This is a genomic window from Adlercreutzia sp. CNCM I-6215, from assembly GCF_977072315.1.
Genome location: NZ_CDRVMA010000001.1, coordinates 138,295 through 158,569, shown reverse-complemented (window position 1 = coordinate 158,569; position 20,275 = coordinate 138,295). Strand labels below are relative to the sequence as shown.

Genomic DNA, 20,275 nt, shown 5'->3' with positions numbered 1-20,275 from the left:
TCTTCTAAACGCGCTATTCCTAACGGACAAGGAAGAAGGGTATCCGTTCTCGTTAACCGTTTCATTAGCTGCCAGCTAAGGCGGCCGCAAATTTTCCCTAGCTCAGGTCGACCTTGGCGCGCACGAGGTAAGCGGACAGGGCGACACCGCCACCGGCCACGGCAAGGTTCACCACCGTCTGCATGATGGACACCACGCTGAGCATAAACGACGCCGTTCCCGTGTCCCCCACCATGGCCAGAACGCCGACAATAGAGAACAGAAGAGAGATCACCCAGCCAATTCCCACATACAGCGCCACGGCCGCAGCCACCTTATGCCGCCGCGCCCACCAAGCGCCCAGCGTCAACGAGAGGAACGCCAGCCCCACGGTGTAGGCGGCGGACACGAGGGCATTCGCCACGCCCATGATCGACGAGACCACCCCGCCGTTGCCCGTCAGCGCCGACCAGCCGCCCAAAAGCGACAGCACCACCGACACCATGTCCCCATCGCCGTCGGTGATCGCGAGCATGGCCAGCGAGGCGAGCGCGCAGGCCATAAGCGTGAACACCGCCGCCAGCAAAAAGGCAGCCCAGAACTTCGCCGCCACCAGCGTGCCCGCGCGCACCGGCAGCGTGAGCGTGAGATAGCCCTCGTCGGTGAACATCGTGCGGTAGAAGCGCATCGCGATGAACACGTAGACCGCCACAAGGCTGGCCCACACGAGAAAGCCGCAGAACAGCGCGGCCATTACGAACACCACGGTCAGGTTGGAGGCGGCCGATGCCTCGTTGACGTAACGGGAGGCGAATCCCGCCGCGCGGCTCACGGCGTCGGTGGCCTCGATGCAGCCGATGCCCACCACGCCGGCGACGACCATAACGGCCAGCATGATGGCCGCGGGCTTCCAAAGCGCCCGCATTTCCTGGGCGAAGAGCTTTCCTAGCATCGGAACTCCTCTCGAAAGAACGCGTCCAGCGTCGTGCCCTTCTCCTGGGTCACGTAGGCCACGGGCGCGTGCAACAGCATCTGGCCATAGCGCAGCAGGATGAAGTCGTCCAGGAACGCCTCCACATCGCGTACGAGATGGGTGGAAAGGATGATGGACGACTGCGGCCGATAGGCGCGAATGACCGTTTGCAGGATGTAATCGCGGGCCGCCGGATCCACGCCGCCGATGGGCTCGTCCAGCAAATACAGTGCCGCGTGGCGGGCCATGACGAGCGTGAGCTGCACCTTCTCAACCGTGCCTTTGGAAAGCGCCGAGGTGGGAGCGTCCTCGGGCACGCCGAGCCGGGCGAGCATGTCACGCGCCAAGGCGGCGTCGAAGTCCTCGTAGAAGTCGGCGAAGTAGGCGATCATCTCGCGCACGCGCATGGAGCGGGAGAAGTAGGGCCGCTCGGGCAGGTAGGAGACGAGTGCCTTCGATTCCGGGCCCACCTCATAGCCCGCCACGCGAATGTCGCCCGCCGTGGGATGGGCCACGCCGGCGATCATCTTCAGCAGCGTGGTCTTGCCCGAGCCGTTCGGGCCGAGCAGCCCCACGATGCGGCCGGCGGGCAAGCTGACAGTAAAGCGATCGAGCGCCACCGTGGCGCCATAGCGCTTAGTGAGGTCGCGGCACTCGAGCAAGGGCGGCGGCGCAACTTCGGGGACAAAGGCATCCATGGGAAGCCTCCTCATCGTTCGGAATCACTGGCCCCATCCTAGCACGGACGCCGATCGTCAAGCAGGAACCCCACCGAATGAGCGAATCGCTCCCGCTAGCCTCGCTCGAAGGCCCAGAGGTTGGCGCACTGGGCGAGCACGCGCTCGGCATCCCACGTGCGAGCGCTGTTGGCGGGGCTGTTGGGGTCGTGAATGACCAGCTCGCCGTTGTCGGCCACGCCGGCCACCACGAGAAAGTGCCCTGTGCTCGTGAAATCGCCGGGGCGCATACTGCAGATGATCGGATGCCCCTGGGCGAGCTCCTCCTTAAGCCGCCCTGCGTCTGCCGGCACCTCGTGGGAGGAAAGCCCCAGATCGGCCGCGCCGTCGGTCATGAATCGCCAGGCGGTGAGACCCTCTTCCACGTAGCCTTCGGCCTCGCTGAAGGCGGCCATGGCGGCGGGATCCTTGTCGGTCTTCCCCGTCAGCGCGATGTAGACCATGGCCAGGCTCGTCGGCCCGCATCCGGCCTCTCCCACCGTGGCGCCGGCATAGGAAGCATCGCGGTACTGGGGGTCGGTCTGGTAGAGAAAGGGCAGCTCGCCGCCGCGCCACTCGTCGCGCGGGGTGCTAGCGGCCTCGGCTCCGCCACCCGCGTCCGCAGCGGCCACAGAGGCGTCGGCCGTGGGCGAGGCGATGCCCGGCCCCGCGAGCCCCAGCCCTTCGGCGTACAGGTTCGCCATCTGGAACAGCGCGACTACGACGAAGACGGAAAGCGCCGCCACGCCCAGCACCGACCACAGATGCCAGCGTCGCCGCCCGATGCGGCGGCCCCGCGCGGCGCGGCCCGTGCGAACCAGACCGCCCAGCATGGCCGCCACCACGCCCGGCGTAGCAGTCGGGGCTACGGCCGACCCGCGCGACCGCCGCCGCTGCGGCGAGGAGCTCCGGGCGGTCGTTGATCCCGCACCATCGCCCGGCCGGCCCCCCGCGCCCTGCGGCCGCACCCAGGCATCACGCCCGAAAGGATTGGGGGCGACCCCCGAAACATTCCGAACACCCGAAGCACCCCGAGCATCTGAAACGTCCAAAGCGTCCACTCTCCCAGTGCGGCTTAGGGGCGCATCTCCTCCGTAAAAGTTCCCCTCGTCAAAACGGTAGGCAGCAGTGTCCATGGGTTTTCTCCTTACGTTGCACCCCCACCTTACCGACCAGCCGGCTTACGCGTCCCATAGCGAAATCTGACATTTCCGGCAGGGCACCTTAACTTTTCCTGAAGCTGTCACGGGATGGCATGCCCATTGGCAAAACCCGGGGCGAATCGCGTACAATAGCCCTTATGGAAAAACGCGCTCACATACTGGTGGTGGACGACGAGCAGGCCATCGCCGATCTGGTTGTCAACCTGCTCGTGGCCGAGGGCATGGACGCGCTGGCCTGCTACAGCGGACAGGCGGCCCTCGACATACTCGCCCGCACGCCGTTCGACCTGGCCATCGTGGATATCATGATGCCGGGCATCGACGGCTTCGAGCTGTGCGTTCGCATGCGCCAGATGCGGGACATTCCCGTCATCTTCCTCTCGGCGAAGGACGAGGAAGTCGACCAAGTCGTCGGCTTCACCTTGGGCGCCGAAGACTACGTCACCAAGCCCTTCCGGCCCCGCGAGCTGGTGGCCCGCGTGAAGGCGCGCCTGCGCCGACGCCAAGCAGCGCCCCAGGCTTCCTCGACCCTGCTTTCCGCCGGCGCCATCGAGGTGGACTTGCGCACGCATCTGGCCACGCTCCACGGCGAGCCTTTGCACCTCACCCCCAAGGAGTTCGCCATTCTGGCGATTCTGGCCCAGTCGGTCGGCTCACCGGTCTCGGCGGCCGATCTGTTCGAAGGGGCCTGGCACGAGCGCTTCGACGACGCGGCGGCCAACACGGTCATGGTGCACATCCGCCGCCTACGCAAGAAGCTCGCCGATATCGACGCTTCCACGACGTTCATCGAAACCGCTTGGGGCGTCGGTTACAAGCTGCGCGGCGCGCCCAGCGACACCGGTCATGGCGCTTAAAAGCGAGCAGGCCCGCGTCCTGCGCCGGCGCGTGCTCGGCGGCCTCATTCGCAACCTTTTGCTGTTTAGCGGGGCCTTCGCTCTGGCCTGCCTGGCCATCGAGACCTTCATGGTGCCCTCAATCGCGAACTGGGTGGCCGACTCGACCTCGTCCTGGCGCACCCTGAACTCCTCCGAGCAGTTCCAGCAGATCCTCACCGACCAGGGGCTGCTCGACGATGCCAGCCTGTTCGACCTCTGGGTCAACGAGGCCGTCGAGGGCGGCTACACCAACGATGCGGGCACTATCACCAAGATCCAAGGCGAAGTGAACGAGATGGAAGACGCCCTGGCGGAGTATGCAAGCATGATGGCCGACTCGCCCGAGAACGCCGAGGCTGCCGCGGCCTACGCCAAGGAACGGGCCGAAAAGCTCGGGGAGGATGTGGCCGTCGCCTCGGGCACCAACGCCGCGGCCATCGGCGACGCGAGCACCTTCATTGACGACGCGACCGCCCTCGATGCCGAGACCGACAGCGCCCCGGCCGACAAGACCGCCCGGGCCGTTCCCCTCCTTCCCTATCAGACCATTCTGACCGCCGAGGCCATTCCCGCTGACGACGCGAGCGCCGCCCAAGCCATAGCGGCCCTGCGCGTGTCGGCATCCCTGCAGGAGCTGGGGCTCTCGCTGCCCGAGGCCCAGACGTTCATGCCGCCGGAGACCACGGTGGATGCGGCCACGCGAATCCTCGTCAGCGCCGCCGTCCTGGGCTATGATCAGCCGACGCTGAACGACCTTCTGCAAAGCGCCTTTCGCCAATCCCAGGAGCAGGCCTACAGCGCCTGGCTCGACCTGACCTCCGCCGAGGAGGCGCGGGCGCTGGGCGTCTCCGACGAGAACCCGGTCTGGCAAATCCAGTACGGCGAGGACGGCGTCTACCGCATGCGCGACGTCGCCACCTACACGTTCGTCAAGTCGTTCAAGCTCCCGCTGGCCCTGCTCGTCTTCGTGGCCGGCTGGCTCGCCATCATCCTGAGAGCCCTGAACCGGTCGCTGCGCTACTTCGACGAGCTGTCCGGGGCCGTGGGGCGCCTGCTCGCCGACAAGGACGCCCCCATCGAGCTGCCGACCGACTTGTCCATCGCCCGCAATGAGCTGGCGGTCATCCGCTCGCAGTCGCTGGCCGACGAGCGCGCCGCCCACGCCGCCGAGCAGCGCAAGAACGAGCTGGTGGCCTATCTGGCCCACGACATCCGCACGCCGCTCACCTCGGTGCTCGGCTACCTGGACCTGCTGCGCGAGACGACCGATCTGCCCCGGGAGACCCTGCGCAAGTACGCCGACATCGCCTATTCGAAGGCCGAGCGCTTGGAAAGCCTCATCAACGAGTTCTTCGAGATCACCCGCTACAACCTGTCGGCCATTCCCATCGAGCGGGAGACCGTGGGGGTGCGCCTGTTCTGCCAGCAGGTGGCCGAGGCGTTCTTCCCCGAGGCCGCCGCCCGCAACATCCGCATCACCGTGGACGCCGCCGGCGCGGGCCAGTTCTTCGTCGATCCGGACAAGCTCGCCCGGGCGCTGGGCAACGTGCTGCGCAACGCCGTGGCCTACGCCGACGCGAACTCCGTCATCGCCATCGCCGCCCGCCAGGACGCCCGCACGACCACCATCACCGTGGCCAACCGCGGACGCGAGATATCCGACGCCCATCTGGAGACCATCTTCGAGAAGTTCTACCGCGAAGACGGGGCGCGCTCCTCGAAGAAGGGCGGCGCGGGGCTGGGGCTCGCCATCGCCCGGGAAATCGTCGTGGCGCATCACGGCGACATCGAGGCGGCGAGCGAGCGGGGCGTCACCGTGTTCACCCTGCGCATACCCACCCAGGGGGAGGAGATTGAAGGGGCAGCCGCCGCGCCGCGCATCCCGGGCGCGACTGAGGGCGTCCAACGGCCGGTTGAGCCCGTGCCGCCCCGCACCGTGCGACCGGCAAGCACGCGAGCAACTTCCGCGCCGCCTTCCGCAACGGCGCGTCGCGGGCCCTCCGCCCGCCCGATTCCACAACGCCCCGTCGGCGAACGGACGCAAGCGCCGCGCCAAGGTACCTCTCCGTTAAATCCTCGTAACGCTCGCCACGGACAGGTTCCCGCGCGTAAGACGGTACGCGATAATGATGCGACACCCCGGCGGCGCGGCCTGTCCCGCTAGCTTCAAAACCAAAGCAGGCATCGGCCCCGAAGCACCGCTTTCCCACTTAGCGAACACCCAAGGAGGCACCATTGAACCCCATCCGCATCGGCATTCTCGGCTATGGCAACCTCGGCCGCGGCATTGAACTGGCCGTCGCCGCCAACGACGACATGGAATTGGTGGGCGTGTTCACTCGCCGCGACCCGGCCAGCGTGCACCCGCTCGGCGAGAACGTCGCCGTCTGGCCCGCCACGGAGCTGGCCGCCCATACCGACGACATCGACGTGCTCATGCTCGCCGGCGGCTCGGCCACCGACCTGCCCGAGCAGACCCCGGCAGCCGCTGCGCTCTACAACGTGGTCGACTCCTTCGACACCCACGCCAACATCCCGGCGCACTTCGCCGCCGTCGACGCGGTGGCCCGCGAGGCGGGGCATGTGGCCGTCATCTCGGTGGGCTGGGATCCGGGCATGTTCTCGGTCTCGCGCGTTTACGCCAACGCCATCATGCCCAACGGCGCCGACTACACCTTCTGGGGCCGCGGCGTCTCCCAGGGGCACTCCGACGCCATCCGCCGCATCCCCGGCGTGGTGGACGCCCGCCAGTACACGGTGCCCGTGCCCGAGGCGCTGGAGGCCGTGCGCTCCGGTGCCAACCCGGAACTGACCACGCGCCAGAAACACACCCGCGAGTGCTTCGTCGTGGCCGAGGAGGGCGCCGATACGGCCGCCATCGAAGAGGCCATCGTCACGATGCCGAACTACTTCGCCGACTACGACACCACAGTCACCTTCATCTCCCAGGAAGAGCTCGACCGCGACCACGCCGGCATCCCCCACGGCGGCTCGGTCATCCGCACCGGCACCACGGGCGCCGCCGGCGAGAACACCCATGTGATCGAGTACTCGCTGAAGCTCGATTCCAACCCGGAGTTCACCGGCAGCGTGCTCGTCGCCTGCGCCCGCGCCTGCTGGCGCATGGCCTGCGCGGGCGAGACGGGCTGCCGTACCATCTTCGACATCGCGCCGGCGCTGCTCTCGCCCATGACCCCCGAGGAGCTCCGCGCGAAGATGCTGTAAGGCCGCGCGCCCAACAGCGCCAGCGAACACGCACGCTCATCAACAAGCGGACCGCCCACCAGGTGGTCCGCTTTTTCATCGCTCGAGGCATTTTCATCGCTCGAGACAACTTGCCCCTCGGTTTTTCCAAGAAATTGCGATTGTTAGCAAACGAAGAATGCCCAAGGAGACGAGGACGACGCGAAGCGGAGCAAAACCAGCTCATTGCGCCTCATCTTTCCTTTAAAATGCTCTATCTTCCCATCAGAAGATCCCGCTTCAGAACAAGACAGAGCGTGAGCCGCCCCCTCGTGCTAACAATCGCAATTTTTGCGAAAATAGAGGCGCGCAAATTGTCCCGAGAGCATCCGGCCGCCGTAGAGCGAGGCGCAACGCGGGGCGGCCGGAAAGCCGGATATCCTGCTAGAACTTCGCGAAGCGCTCTTGGCGTTGGCGAACCAGCTCGTCGGGCGTGAGGTCGGCCAGCTCCTTGTAGGCCTCGCGGACGTAGTCGCGCACGGCGGCAATGGCGGCCTCCGGGTTCTCGTGAGCCGGGCCCTCCCCCTCCGAGATGACCGCGTCGATGATGCCGCCGGCCAAAACCGAGGCAGCGTCCATCTGCATGGCCTCGGCGGCCTCGGGCGCGCGGGTGCGGTCCTTCCACAGGATGGAAGCGAAACCTTCCGGCGAGAGCACCGAGTACACCGCATGCTCCTGCATGGCCACGCGATTGCCCACGGCCAGCGCCAAGGCGCCGCCGCTCCCGCCCTCGCCCAGAAGCACGCTCACCACGGGAACGCGCAGGCCGGCCATGGCGACCAGGTTGTCGGCGATGGCGTTGCCCTGGCCGCGCTCCTCGGCTTCGGTGCCGCAGAAGGCACCCTGGGTGTCCACCAGGCAGAGAATCGGCCGGCCGAACTTCTCCGCCTCGCGCATGAGGCGCAGCGACTTGCGGTAGCCCTCAGGTTGGGGGCAGCCGAAATTGCGGGCCACGCGATCGGCCAAGTTCACGCCCTTCTCCTGGGCGATGATCGTCACCGGATGGCCGGAAATCCAGCCGATGCCGGCAAGAATGGCCCCGTCGTCGGCAAAGGCGCGGTCGCCGTGCAGCTCGATGAAGCCCTCGACGATGCCATCGATATAGCGGCGCGCCGTGGGACGGTGCACGTTGCGGGCGATCTGCACGCTCTCCCACGCGCTGCCGGCCGGAGCCTCCAAACTCACCCCGGACTTGCGGGCCTCGCGGCGGGCGTGGCGCTCCAATTCGCGGCGGCACGCCTCCTCGGCCTCCTCGGGGCTTTCCGACCGCCCGATGAGCTCTCCCACTACCGGCACTCCAGCCAAGCTGCGCCACAACCCGGCAGCTTCCTCGTCGCGAATGCGCTCGCCCACCGCCTGGGCCTCAGGAGCTACATCCACCGAGCCGTAGGCGCCCGGGCCGACGCGCAGGGCGTCCATGACGCTGTGGTAGGTGACAATGCGCCCCATATCGTCGGCGGGCGCGTGCAGCGCGAGCAGCTGCGCCAGAACGCTGCGCATCTGGGAGCGCTCGACAATGGCGTCGATGAGCCCGTGCTCAAGCGCGAACTCGGCGGTTTGGAACCCTTCCGGCAGCTCCTGCTTGATGGTGTCGCGGATGACGCGCTGCCCGGCAAACCCGATGAGCGCGCCGGGTTCGGCCAAAATGATGTCGCCCTGCATGGCGAACGACGCCGTCACGCCGCCGGTCGTGGGGTCGGTGAGCACGGTGATGAAGGGCAGATGGGCCGCCCCCAGGCGTTCCACGGCGCAGGACACCTTCGCCATCTGCATCAGCGAGATGAGCCCCTCCTGCATGCGGGCGCCCCCGGATGCGCAGAACACGACGACCGGCAGACGCTCGGCGATGGCGCGGTCGATCATCGCGGCCACTTTCTCGCCCACCACATGCCCCATCGAGCCCATGAAGAAGCCGGACTCCATGACGCCGATGGCCAAAGGCAGCCCCGCAATGGTCGCGCGCCCCGTGCGCACGGCCTCTTCAAGCCCGCTCTTTGCGCGCTGGTCGGCGATTTTCTCGGGATAGCCGGGGAAATCGAGCGGATCGAAATCGGGCATAACCGCGTTCCACTCCTCGAACGAACCGGCGTCCACCGTGGCGGCCAGGCGCTCGTCGGAGCGCAGGCGCTGCAGGGTGCCGCAGGCCGGGCAATAGCCGCCCAGCTCGATGATCTCCTCTTTGTCGAAGAAGAGCTTGCAGTAGTGGCAGCGGCGCCAATGGGTCGGGCCCTCATCGTCGTCGACAAGCGGCGCTGGCGCCGGCGCCGACTCCCAAGGCGCCTCGGAGGGCTCCGTCGTGCTGGCGGCGGGCAAAAGCTCCACCCAACCGGTACGCAAGGTGCCCTCGGTGGCCGGAGCGAACACGCGCAGACCGCGCTTGGCAGCGTGGCGCAGGAAATAGGCGTCCTCGACGAGCGGCGCCTTGGCGCTGTCGAGGAAGATGAGCGCTGCGCCGCAAGCCTTGGCCGCCGAGAGCACCGTGTAGATGTTGGCGGAAAGCGTATCGGCGTCCACATCAGCCGTGGTGCTGCCCAGGTTGTGCGTGGGCAGCATGCGCCGAGCGAAGCCGTCCAGCGAGCGGTTGTCCACCGTGGCGAAGACGACGTCGAGGCCCGCCTGCTCCATGGGCACCACGAAGGCCCGGGCGTTCTTGGCCGAGGCGATGACGAGGGCCCGGGGCTTGGCCCCGGCCGCCGCACTTACGGCGAAGTCGTCGCCGATGGTGGACCGGACGTGCTCGGAGACGTCGGCCACCTTCTCCTCCGGGTCGCGATGGGTCGCCCCGGCACGGGCGCCCACCAGGGCCGCCGCCGTGTCCGGCAGGGTGCCGGCCGCTTCCACGATGGCGTCCAGGGCGTAGGAGACCGCCGATTTCAGCGAGCCGTCCTCGGTCACCACGGGCACCGCAGGGCCATCCGCAAGCTCGGAGACGAAGTTCCCCGCCGTGTCGAAGCTGATGTACTTGGAAGCCGCTTTGGCCATAGTTACTCCTTGGGTGCGAGCACGTACTTCTGGGTGGCCGTGGCGCAGACCTCGCCGTCCACGGACGCCTCCACCTCGGCCACCACGAGGCGGCGCGACGACTTCACGATGGTCGCTCGCAACGTCACCGTCTCGCCCGGGGCCACCTGCCGGCGGAACTTCGCCGCGTCTATGCCGGTAAGAAAACCGATGCAGCCGCGCAGCTCGGGCGATTGCAGCACCGCGATGGAAGCGCATTGGGCGAGCGCCTCCATGATGATGACGCCCGGCAGCACCGGGTGATCGGGAAAATGCCCGCGGAAGATATCCAGGTCGGCGGGCACGTCCAGCTCTCCTTCAATGGAAGCGCCGGGCTCGATGGCCACAATGCGACTCACCCACACGAACGGATCGCGATGGGGCAGAATCCCCTCGATGACCTCGCGCCCCCAGGGCAGCGGCGCGACAATCGTCTCTTCGCTCATCGACTCCCCCTAACCTTTGTACGGCGAGAAGGCCAAGGCGGCGTTGTGGCCGCCGAAGCCCAGCGAGGTCGACAGGGCCACCTTCTGCGGATAGTCGGTGACCGCCTCGGTGACCACGGCCACGGGGCAGTCCTCGGCGGCCACGGCGAAGCCGGCCGTGGGGGGCACCGCGTCGCGGGCCACGGACAGGGCGCACACGATGGCCTCCACGGCACCGGCGGCGCCGAGCATGTGGCCCGTGGTGCCCTTGATGGACGTGACGGGCAGCTCGGCGGCCGCCTCCGCGCCGCCCATGAGATTCGCGAGCGCCTTCGACTCCGTGGCGTCGTTGGCCGGCGTGCCCGTGCCGTGGGCGTTCAGGTGCCCCAGATCGGCCGGGGTGAAGCCGCCCTCGGCCAGAGCGGCGGCCATGGCGGCGGTGATGGCGGTGGCCTCCGGGTCGGGCGCGGTCATGTGGTAGGCGTCGCCCGTGCTGCCGAAGCCAGTGATCTCGGCGATGGGCTCGGCCCCGCGGGCGAGCGCGCTTTCCAACGACTCGATGACCAGGGCCCCCGCCCCCTCGCCGGCCACGAACCCGCCGCGGCGGCCGTCGAAGGGCAGCGAGGCCTCCTTGGGATCCTCGGCGCGGGTAAGGGCCGACAAATTGGTGAAGCCGGCGATGCAGATGGGGCTCACGGACTCCTCCGTGCCGCCCACGAGCGCCGCGTCGATGTAGCCGTGGCGAATGTCGCGCAGCGCCGTGCCGATGCAGTGGGCGCCGGTGGCGCAGGCGGTCACCACGTTCAGGCACTCGCCGCGCATGCCGTAGCGAATGGCCAGGTTGCCCGCCGCGATGTTCCCGATCATCGTGGGGATGAACAGGGGATTCACGCGCTTGGGGCCCTTCTCCTCCAAGGTGGCGAAGCTCTTCTGCAGCTCGTCGATGCCGCCGATGCCGGTACCGAACACCACCGCGATGCGGTCGCGGTTCTCGTCGGTGACTTCCAAGCCGGACTGGGCCAGCGCCTCGTCGGCCGCCACGATGGCGTACTGCACGAAGCGCTCGAAGCGGCGCGCCTCCTTCTTGGTCAGGCCGTGCTCGACGCCGTCGAAGTCGCGCACCTCGCCGGCGATGTGCACCTCGTACTCATTCGTATCGAAGCGCTCGATGGGCGCGATGCAGCACTCGCGCCCCATGAGCGCCTCCCACAACGCCCCGACGCCCACGCCGGCCGGCGTCACCGCGCCCACGCCGGTGATGACGACGCGATGGGTGCCGTCGGGCCGCCGGGTCTGAATGCTCTCGCTTGCGTTCTCGCTCATAGGGACATACCTCCGTCCACGCAAATGACCTGACCGGTGATGTAAGACGCCTCGTCCGAGGCGAGGAAGCGCACCAAATGGGCGATGTCGTCCGGCTCGCCCAAGCGCCCGCTGCCGATGCGGCTCACGATGGCCTCGCGCTGGGCATCGGAAAGCGCGTCGGTCATGTCGGTGGCAATGAAGCCGGGCGCCACGGCGTTGGCCGTGATGTTGCGGCGCGCAAGCTCGCGGGCGAGCGACTTCGTGAGCCCGATGACGCCGGCCTTGGAGGCGGCGTAGTTCACCTGGCCCGCGTTGCCGTACACGCCCACCACGCTGGACATGTTCACGATGCGGCCCCAGCGCTGCTTCATCATCAGCTTCGCGGTGGCGCGGCAGCAATGGAAGGTGCCCTTCAGGTTGATGTCGATGACGGCGTCGAAGTCGTCGTCGGACATGCGGGCGGCCAGGCCGTCGCGGGTGATGCCGGCGTTGTTCACGAGCACATCCACCCGCCCGTTGGCCTCGGCCGCGGCGGCGATGAGCGCGTTGGCCTCCTCTTCTATGGCCACGTTGGCGGCCACGGCCAGGGTTTCCACGCCGAACTCTTCGGCGATCTCGGCGGCTACCGCCTCGGCGGCGGGCAGGCTGCGCTCAGAAGAGCTGTTCACCACCACGTTCATGCCAGCGGCCGCAAGCTCCCGGGCCACGGCGCGTCCGATGCCGCGGGTGGAGCCGGTCACAACGGCGCAGCGGCGGTTTTCTGGTTCGGTCACGTCTATTCCTTTCCGAATTCCTCGACGAAGGCGTCGAAGGAGGGGCGATCCTGAATGGCGGCTCGGGGCGCGCTGCGGTCGATGCGCTTCACGAGATTGGCAAGCACGCCGCCGAAGCCCACTTCCGCGAACATCTTCGCGCCGGCCTCCTGAAGCTTTGCCACGCTGGCCTCGAACTGCACGGGCGACACCAAGTGCGCCACCAGCTCCTCGCGAGCGCCGGCGGCGTCAAGCGGCGCGGCGTGCACGTTGCCGATGACCGGCACCACCGCCTCGCGGAACTCCACCTGCGCCAGGTAGTCGGCGAAGGGCTCCTGCGCCGACGCCATGAGCGGGCTGTGGAAGGCGCCGGACGTGGCCAGGCGCGAGAAGCGGCCCTTGCTCGCGGCCCAAGCCTCCTCGGCGCGAGCCACCGCCGCCGGCGTGCCGGCGACGACGATCTGGCCGCCGCCGTTCAAGTTCGCGGGCACGAGCACCTCGCCCTCGGCGCACTGGGCGCACAGCGCCTCGGCCTCGGGCAGCGTGATCTTCAGAAGCGCGCTCATAACGCCGGGGTTCGCGTCGGCCGCCTCTCCCATGAGACGCGACCGCTCGGCGATGAGCGCGAAGGTGTCCTCCTCGGCGAGCATGCCGCCGAGCACCATGGCGGAAATCTGCCCGAGGGAGAACCCGAGCAGCGCGTCCGGCACGATGCCGCGCGCCTCAAGCGCCCGCCCCATGCCGACCGACAGCGCCGCGATGGCGATCTGGGCGTTGCGCGTGTCGTTCAGCTCTTCGGGCGACGCGTCGCGCACAAGCGCCGCCACGTCGCGGCCGAGCACGTCCGAGGCGCAGGCGAACACGGACGCCACCTCGGGAATATCCAGCATATCGGCGCCCATGCCGGGCTTCTGCGAGCCCTGGCCCGAGGCCATGAACACCAGACCAGCCGGGCCCAAGGGCGCCAAGGGAGTCTCATCAAGCATGGCGGCCTCCCTACACGCGCGCCCGGCGGCTGTTCAGCTCGGCCAGCTCGCCCAAGGAGCGCCCGGCCAGGGCCTCGGCCTCGCGCACCATATCGGCAATGACGCCGGCCGCCGTGCCGCGCTCGGTCACCAGCGCGGCCACCTGGCCCGCCATGACCGAGCCGTTTTCCACGTCTCCCGCCACGGCGCGGGCGAGCGAGCCGGCGTACATGCCCTCCAGCTCTTCCCCGGAGGTGGCGGCCATCTCAATCTTGCGGCATTCGCGGGCGAACTTGTTCTTCAGGCCGCGCACGGGATGCCCCGTGCCGCGCCCGGTGACGATGGTGTCGGAGTCCTTCGCCTTCAGCACCTTCTCCTTCCACGCCTCGTGCACGCTGCACTCCTCCACCGTGAGGAAGCGCGTGCCGCACTGCACGCCCTCGGCGCCCAGCGCGAAGGCGGCGAGCATGCCCCGGCCGTCCACGATGCCGCCGGCGGCGATGACGGGAATGGAAACCGCCGCACACACCGACGGCACAAGGGCCATGGTGGTCAGCTCGCCGATATGTCCGCCGGCCTCGGTGCCCTCGGCCACCACGGCATCGGCGCCGAGGCGCTCCATGCGGGCGGCCAGCGCCGAGGAGGCCACCACGGGCACCACCTTCACGCCCGCTTCCTTCCACATCTTCATGTAGTTCGCAGGACTGCCGGCACCGGTGGTCACCACTTCCACGCCCAGCTCGCACACCAGCTCGGCCACCTCGCCCGCGCGCGGATCCATCAGCATGACGTTGATGCCGATGGGCTTGCTCGTGAGGGCGCGGGCGCGGGCCACCTGCTCGCGAATCCACTCGGGCCGGGCGCCCCCGCAGGCGATGATGCCCAAGCCGCCGGCTTCGCTTACGGCGCCGGCCAGCCCTCCGTCGGCGATGCGGGCCATGGCCCCTTGCACGACGGGATACTCAATGCCCAAAAGCTCTGTGATACGGGTCTTCATGAAAGCAGCTCGTCCTCTCTTTCGCTGCGGCAACACGCGCCTTGAGATAAACTATCTGAGAAATCTTAAGGAATTCGCCCCAAAAACTGACCGCGCGTTTAAAATCTTCACCAAACATCTCATCGTTGAGCAGAAAACTTGGCGATATGGGGCATCATAGAGCAGGTTGAGGCATCATTTACGGAAAGGAACGGCTTTGGGCAGCGTCATCATCGGATCGGGCAGAGCGCTGCCCGCGCGCATCGTCACCAACGACGAGCTCTCGGAAATCGTAGACACCACCGACGAGTGGATCGTCCCGCGCACGGGCATTCACACCCGCCACGTCGCCATCGAGGAGACCTGCACCGACCTGGGCACCCAGGCGGCTCTGCGAGCGCTGGGGCTTGAGGAGGGCGGTTGGCAGCGCGAGGCGGGAGCGATCGATGCCGCCACCCTTGGCATGATCATCTGCCCGACGCTCACCGCCGACACCCACTTCCCCTCCGAGGCCGCCCGCATCCGCGAGCGCATCGGTGCCACAAACGCCGTGTGCTACGACATGTCCTGCGCCTGTTCGGGCTGCGTCTACGGGCTTTCCACCGCCGACCTCATCATGGCCGGCGCCGCCTTCGCGCGCCAGGAAGCCGCCCGCACCGGGACGCCTATGCGCTGCAACGACGTGCGCCGCGTGCTCGTCGTGGCCGCCGAGCGCCTGAGCAAGCTCGTCGATTGGGAAGAGCGCGCCACGTGCATCCTGTTCGGCGACGGCGCCGGGGCCGTGGTGCTGGAATGGCGCGACGAGGCGGAGGCCGGAGCCGGCGGCGCTGATGGCACTGCCGAAGCCGCCGGTGCCGCCGGTGCCGCCGGAGCCGACGCCCCTGGCATCCTCTCCTCGTACATGGAAAACACCGACGACGTCGACCGCACCCTCTGGTGCGACAGCGCCTTCGCCTCCCGCGAGGTGCCCTTCGGCGCCAACGGCACGACCGCCGCCGACGGCACCTCCACCACCGATGCCCCGCGCCTCGCCGCTGCCGACGCGGAAAGCGACCCCTATATGCGCATGACCGGCCAGGCGGTGTTCAAGTTCGCCACCTCCGCCATGATTCGCTGCACCGAGGAGGCGCTTACCCGCGCCGGACTGACCACCGACGACGTCACCCTGTTCACGCCGCACCAGGCCAACGAGCGCATCATCCGCTACGCCGCCAAGAAGATGGGCCTCCCCATGGAGCGCTTCCAAGTGATCATCGACCACGTCGGCAACGTCAGCGGCGCCAGCGCCCTCATCGCCCTGAACGAGGCGCTTTGCGAGGGCAAGCTGCAGCCGGGAGACATCGCCTGCATGACCGCCTTCGGCGGCGGCCTCACCGCCGGCTCCTGCGTGATCCGGATCTAGGCTGCAGCCGCGATGCGGTCGGCGGCCTCCTGCACCTTCGCTTCGATGCGGGCCTTCTCATCCCCTTCGGCCAGTATCGGCTGGTAGGTGTTGCGGTCGGTCTCCGTGGAAACCGAGGCGGCGATGAAGTCCACATCGTCGTTCTTGGCCACCGTATCGCCGGTCACGGTGAAGGTCTGCTGGAAGATGAGGCAGTCCTTGTCGTCGGGGTTGGTGTTGCCGCCGAAGCAGAAGTTGCCGAGGCTGTGGACGATGTAGCGGTCCTGATACACCTCCCAGCCCTGCACCACATGGGGATGCGAGCCCACCACCAAATCGGCCCCCGCATCAATAGCGGCGCGCCCGGCGGTCTGCTGCCCCTCGGTGATGTCGTACTCATGCTCCTGGCCCCAGTGCACGTACACGATCACGAGCTGGGCGCCCTCGGCGCGGGCCGCGGCGATGTTGTCGGTCATCTCCTTGGTGTTCTCGGCGCTGTCCTCGGGGAAGTACGACCCGATGAGCGCCACCTTCACGCCCTTCACATCCAGATACGCGATGCGGTCGTAGCCGAAGCTTTGCACCCCCTCGGCGTCCAGCGCGGCAATGGTGTCGTCGTAGCCCGTCTGGCCGTAGTCTTGGGAGTGGTTGTTGGCCAGCGTGGCCGCCTCCACCGAAGCGCTGGAGAGGATCTTGGCGTACTCCGGCTTGCCGCGGAAGGCGAACTTCTTGTCGGCCCGCTCGCCGCCCTCGGTCAGCGCGCCCTCCATGTTCACCACGGTAAGATCGTCGGAGCCGAACAAGTCGGCGACGTTGCGCAAGAAGTAGGTGGCGTCGCCCTCCTCGGCCTGCCAGCGGCTGTTGAAGGACCGCTCGTTCTCGTAGTTGATGTCGGTGCCGAGCGTGCAGTCGCCGGCGAAGGTGACGGTCAGCGTCACGGGCTCGGGAGCGGTGGCAGGGTCGGAAGCGGCGGCATTCCCGTCGGCACCCTGAGAGGCGGCATCGTTGGCAATGGGAGCCGCAGCCGCCGCCGAATCAGCCGACGATCCGGCCGCCGCACCTCCCTCGGAAGCGCCGGCGCGGCCGGCGAGCAAGAGCCCGATGGCCACAAGCTCGACCGCGATAACAACAATGAGAAGGATCTTCAGCGGAGTCGGACAGGTCGGTTTCGCGTACATGTAAAGCCTTTTCTAGAACCTTTAGAACACTAAGAGGCAAACGATTACAACAAGAAGAACGACGATCAGGGGGACGGCCACCTTGACGAACAGCGGCACGCCGGAGCCGCCCTGCGCTCCGCCATAGTTGGCACTTCCGCTCATAACGCCGGCAAACCCCACGTCGGAGGCGCGAGAACTACGAGGGCGACGCACAGGCGCCGGAGCGCCGGGAGCCCCCTCGGCGGGCGTGGCGAACCCCTGCCCGGCCCGAGAATACCACGTGCGATTGTCCATCGTGTCAATCATCGGGTCATGGCGGTCGCGATCGTCGCGCGAGTAGGCGGAAATCTGGTGGCTCTCGTTGAAGGTGCGCGAATCGATGCTGCCGCGGCCGTCGATGACCTCGCGGTTGAGCGCACGGCCCCGGCGAGCCTCGGAGAGGGCATCGCGGGAGGCACGGGCGCGCTCGTAGCTTTCCATGGAAGAGCGAGTGAGGTCGTAGCTCTCCTGGGAAGAGAGCGGGGGCACCACGCGGGTTCGGCGCTGGCCGGCGCGCTGGGCCGGAGTCGCCGCGGGCGCGGGCCGCTGCTGGGCGGCGCGACGAGCCTCCTGCTCGCGCTGCTGGGCCGCGAGCGCCTCGCGCCGCGCCGCGCGATCGGCGTCGCGCTGGGCGGCGCTGGCGGTATAGGCGCGGGACGCCTGCTGGGAGCGCAGGCGCGCGTCACGGGCGCGCATCTCGTCTTGGGTCGCGTAGGACTGCAGAATGCTCTCTCGCGAGGGGCGCGTGGTGATCTTGCCCCGCGAGCCCTGGGGAGCCCGGCCGGCCGGAGCCGGCGCATCGGGTCGCTCGGGGCTGCGGCCGTAGGCATCCCCTCGGGGGTCTTGGTTCATTCCCATGGATGATCAACCTCGTGTTCGTTTCCGTCGTGCGTTTCGCGTGTTCGTTTGGTGGCAGCACGCCTGCCGCCGAAGCAGCTTGCGTGCGGTTGTGTCCATCGAAATACAGGTGGGCTCATTATAGGCAAAATATCGCCTTGCGACCTCCCCTCTTCGCGAAAAGCCCTCAGACCTCAACAATCGGCAGCGACGAAAACCTCAACGCGTGCAGCAAGGGTCGCCAACGTCGCTCCCCCGTAGGGCTGACCTTGGTCAGCCCTAGCGAGTGGGACGACCACGCGCGACAAAACAGGGGCGACCAAGGTCGCCCCCTACGGGAGCCAAACGGCAGCGGCCCCCCACAACTTCTGCGCAACCCGCGCCGTTTCCGCTTGCATGCCGTCAACAATGGCGACGGGATGGAAACGGGCGTATTTCAAGGCGGCTTCTTTCTTCCGAACAAGTTCTCTTACGCATACGCGATTCCAACAATGCCCAGTTCAGAGCCTATTTGTGACCTGGACACCCTAAGATAGGCACTGTCAAGTTCCATTCTTGGCCCTTACCGCACGAGAGGGTTCGCCTCGCAAAGAAGAAGCCCGTCCGCGACTCCGTCGATAGGCCTCGTGAAAGGAAGAAGCGTCATGAAGGCATCGAAACTCATAGCCGCCGTTGTTTCCGGCGCCGCTGCGCTCGCCCTGGTCGGCGGCATTGCCTACGCCATGGAGCCCGACCGCGATCCGGCCACGCTGCCCATGCCCGAGGCGGCCCAGGACACGTCCATCGTCAAGCAGGTGGCCTCCATCATCGTCTACGAGGATCAGGAAGAGGCGGTGGCCATGGCCTCCGAGTTCGACGACATCCACGACGAGCTGGCCATGGACGCAGTTTCCAGCCGCGCCTCCCTGTCCGCCAAGCACAGCGCAAGCCACGATGCCGGCGCCAAGGCCGCCGCGAGCGCTGCCGGCGAGACGCCCGAAGGCTCCGACGATTCCATCGATGTGGAGGCCGTCGACGTGACCGAGCCCCTCGAGACCATCTCCCCCGAAGGCGATGAAATGGTAGCGGACTCCATCGACGTGAACGTGGCCATCGTCACCTACGTCCCCTCCTACGAAAGCGCCTCGGCTCCCGCCTCCGGCGCGGGACTGTGGATGGGCTCCGATAGCACCACCGATGGCAGCTGGGGCTACTTCATCGGCCACAACCCCGGCGACTTCACCTGCGTCATGACCCTGAAGAACGGGGATCCCGTCACCGTGTGTGACTCCGATGGGAACACGCGCACCTACTCCGTCGTCGACGAGTTCATCGTGCCCGACGACACCTACTGGGAGGACATCCAGTCCCGCGTGACCGACTACGGCGAGTCGATCATTCTGCAGACATGCTGCGGGGACAACGCCCATTACCGCGTGGTCATCGCCGTCTAGAGGCGACAGCGACCCGCTCCTCCCCTCCTCCGAGCCGCCCGGTCTTCCCGGTCGGGCGGCTCTTTGCCGGCAGGTTGCGTTACCCTAGGGAAGCACTGCGGAATGCACCCTCGAGAAAGGATCCTCATGGCACGCCTCGGCGTTATCGACCTCGGCTCCAATTCGGTTCGCCTGGTCGTTTACGAGACCAAGCGGGAAGATGCCGCCAAGCCCTTCCGCACGTTGGTCGACGAGAAGAAGATGGCCGGCCTTGCCGCTTACGTGACCGACGGGGCGCTCTCCAACGCGGGCATCGCGCGAGCCGTAGCCGTGCTGGGCGACCTGCTGAAGCTGGCCGACAACCTCAACTGCGCGCGCGTCGATATCTTCGCCACCGCCGTGCTGCGCAACTGCGCGAATTCCGAAGCGGCAACCGCGGCCATCGAGACAGCCATCAACCATAAGGTGCGCGTGCTCTCCGCCCGCGAGGAGGCCCACCTCGGGTTCGTCGGCGCCTCCATCGGCGCACCCCTTGCAGCAGGCACGCTCATCGATGTCGGCGGCGGCTCGACGGAGCTGACGGCCCTTGCGGCCGATGGCGACCATGCGGGGATCTCGATACCTTTCGGCTGCGTGCTCGCCTACGCGAACTACGTGCGCTGCATCATTCCCACCCCGGCCGAATGCCGCACCATCGCCGACGCGTTCCGCAAAGAACTCCAGGCGCTGCCGAATTTGGAGGGGTACCGAAGCGAGCGGCTCTACGGCATCGGCGGATCGGTGCGCGCCCTCGCGAAGATGGTCGCCGCCGTGTGGGGCGACGACACCCGGCCCAAGAGCATCAGCCGCAAGGACATGGAAGGGCTCGCCGATCTCCTTCAGGGCGACGTCTCCGTTTTCGCCCATCGCGCCGTGAAGGCCGCCCCCGACCGCGTCCACAGCCTCGTTCCCGGCATGATCATCGTGCGCACGCTCGCAGAGGAGCTGGGCGCCGCCGAAGTTATCCCCTGCAAATACGGCATCCGCGAGGGCTACCTCGTCACGCACATGCTTTAGGGCCCCGCCGGTTTA

Annotated in this window: 17 protein-coding genes; 6 read left to right on the top strand and 11 right to left on the bottom strand. The window is 67.6% G+C overall.

The window, feature by feature from the left end; all coding sequences use genetic code 11:
• Window positions 1–97: 97 nt before the first annotated feature.
• The 3 genes from ACW4LP_RS00620 to ACW4LP_RS00610 form a co-directional block, all read right to left on the bottom strand.
• A complete protein-coding gene (locus ACW4LP_RS00620; protein ID WP_303148815.1) occupies window positions 98–931 on the bottom strand; it encodes a hypothetical protein in 834 nt (277 codons plus the stop codon).
• Complete coding sequence (locus tag ACW4LP_RS00615; RefSeq protein WP_117284759.1) at window positions 925–1,650, bottom strand: ABC transporter ATP-binding protein; 726 nt, start codon at window positions 1,648–1,650, stop codon at window positions 925–927. Before ACW4LP_RS00615 ends, ACW4LP_RS00620 begins: the two co-directional genes overlap by 7 nt.
• A 95-nt stretch (window positions 1,651–1,745) precedes the next feature.
• A complete protein-coding gene (locus tag ACW4LP_RS00610) occupies window positions 1,746–2,804 on the bottom strand; it encodes a C39 family peptidase (RefSeq protein ID WP_455803371.1) in 1,059 nt (352 codons plus the stop codon).
• A gap of 164 nt (window positions 2,805–2,968) precedes the next feature.
• Here ACW4LP_RS00610 and ACW4LP_RS00605 point away from each other — a divergent pair, with 164 nt between their 5' ends.
• The 3 genes from ACW4LP_RS00605 to ACW4LP_RS00595 all read left to right on the top strand — a co-directional run bounded on the left by ACW4LP_RS00605 (window position 2,969) and on the right by ACW4LP_RS00595 (window position 6,934).
• Window positions 2,969–3,688, top strand: a complete 720-nt coding sequence (locus ACW4LP_RS00605; RefSeq protein WP_455803370.1) for a response regulator transcription factor — start codon at window positions 2,969–2,971, stop codon at window positions 3,686–3,688.
• The gene (locus ACW4LP_RS00600) at window positions 3,678–5,873 is read left to right on the top strand and encodes a sensor histidine kinase (RefSeq protein ID WP_278570682.1); all 2,196 of its coding nucleotides are present in this window, start codon (window positions 3,678–3,680) and stop codon (window positions 5,871–5,873) included. Before ACW4LP_RS00605 ends, ACW4LP_RS00600 begins: the two co-directional genes overlap by 11 nt.
• Window positions 5,874–5,944: 71 nt before the next feature.
• Window positions 5,945–6,934: a diaminopimelate dehydrogenase gene (locus tag ACW4LP_RS00595; RefSeq protein WP_278570681.1), complete on the top strand. Its 990-nt coding sequence runs from the start codon at window positions 5,945–5,947 to the stop codon at window positions 6,932–6,934.
• A gap of 402 nt (window positions 6,935–7,336) precedes the next feature.
• Here ACW4LP_RS00595 and ACW4LP_RS00590 read toward each other — a convergent pair whose 3' ends face one another.
• The 6 genes from ACW4LP_RS00590 to ACW4LP_RS00565 are packed head-to-tail and all read right to left on the bottom strand — an operon-like array spanning window position 7,337 to window position 14,396.
• The gene (locus ACW4LP_RS00590; RefSeq protein ID WP_418686068.1) at window positions 7,337–9,934 is read right to left on the bottom strand and encodes an acetyl-CoA carboxylase carboxyltransferase subunit alpha; all 2,598 of its coding nucleotides are present in this window, start codon (window positions 9,932–9,934) and stop codon (window positions 7,337–7,339) included.
• Between the two features lie 2 nt (window positions 9,935–9,936).
• Window positions 9,937–10,398 carry a 3-hydroxyacyl-ACP dehydratase FabZ gene (gene fabZ / locus ACW4LP_RS00585; protein ID WP_223900573.1) on the bottom strand — a complete coding sequence of 154 codons (462 nt, stop codon included), beginning with the start codon at window positions 10,396–10,398 and terminating at the stop codon, window positions 9,937–9,939.
• A gap of 9 nt (window positions 10,399–10,407) precedes the next feature.
• On the bottom strand, window positions 10,408–11,700 hold the full coding sequence (locus ACW4LP_RS00580) for a beta-ketoacyl-[acyl-carrier-protein] synthase family protein (RefSeq protein WP_418686067.1): 1,293 nt from the start codon (window positions 11,698–11,700) through the stop codon (window positions 10,408–10,410).
• Window positions 11,697–12,455, bottom strand: a complete 759-nt coding sequence (gene fabG, locus ACW4LP_RS00575) for a 3-oxoacyl-[acyl-carrier-protein] reductase (RefSeq protein WP_455803369.1) — start codon at window positions 12,453–12,455, stop codon at window positions 11,697–11,699. The genes ACW4LP_RS00580 and fabG overlap by 4 nt, the downstream gene beginning before the upstream one ends.
• A gap of 2 nt (window positions 12,456–12,457) precedes the next feature.
• Entirely contained in the window at window positions 12,458–13,420 is a 963-nt protein-coding gene (locus ACW4LP_RS00570) for an ACP S-malonyltransferase (RefSeq protein ID WP_278570669.1), read from the bottom strand.
• Between the two features lie 10 nt (window positions 13,421–13,430).
• On the bottom strand, window positions 13,431–14,396 hold the full coding sequence (locus ACW4LP_RS00565; protein ID WP_302569099.1) for a nitronate monooxygenase: 966 nt from the start codon (window positions 14,394–14,396) through the stop codon (window positions 13,431–13,433).
• Between the two features lie 196 nt (window positions 14,397–14,592).
• On the opposite strand from ACW4LP_RS00565, the gene ACW4LP_RS00560 reads away from it, so the two are divergent.
• Window positions 14,593–15,777: a beta-ketoacyl-ACP synthase 3 gene (locus ACW4LP_RS00560; protein WP_278572454.1), complete on the top strand. Its 1,185-nt coding sequence runs from the start codon at window positions 14,593–14,595 to the stop codon at window positions 15,775–15,777.
• Here the strand turns inward: ACW4LP_RS00560 and ACW4LP_RS00555 are convergent.
• Both ACW4LP_RS00555 and ACW4LP_RS00550 read right to left on the bottom strand, forming a co-directional pair.
• Window positions 15,774–16,934: a CapA family protein gene (locus ACW4LP_RS00555; RefSeq protein WP_302569098.1), complete on the bottom strand. Its 1,161-nt coding sequence runs from the start codon at window positions 16,932–16,934 to the stop codon at window positions 15,774–15,776. The two genes, ACW4LP_RS00560 and ACW4LP_RS00555, sit on opposite strands and share 4 nt — an antisense overlap.
• Before the next feature lie 21 nt (window positions 16,935–16,955).
• Entirely contained in the window at window positions 16,956–17,813 is an 858-nt protein-coding gene (locus tag ACW4LP_RS00550; protein WP_022739296.1) for a hypothetical protein, read from the bottom strand.
• Window positions 17,814–18,436: 623 nt separating this feature from the next.
• Here ACW4LP_RS00550 and ACW4LP_RS00545 point away from each other — a divergent pair.
• On the top strand, window positions 18,437–19,225 hold the full coding sequence (locus ACW4LP_RS00545; protein WP_302569097.1) for a sortase domain-containing protein: 789 nt from the start codon (window positions 18,437–18,439) through the stop codon (window positions 19,223–19,225).
• Between the two features lie 126 nt (window positions 19,226–19,351).
• On the top strand, window positions 19,352–20,260 hold the full coding sequence (locus ACW4LP_RS00540; RefSeq protein WP_302569096.1) for a Ppx/GppA phosphatase family protein: 909 nt from the start codon (window positions 19,352–19,354) through the stop codon (window positions 20,258–20,260).
• Window positions 20,261–20,275 lie beyond the last annotated feature (15 nt).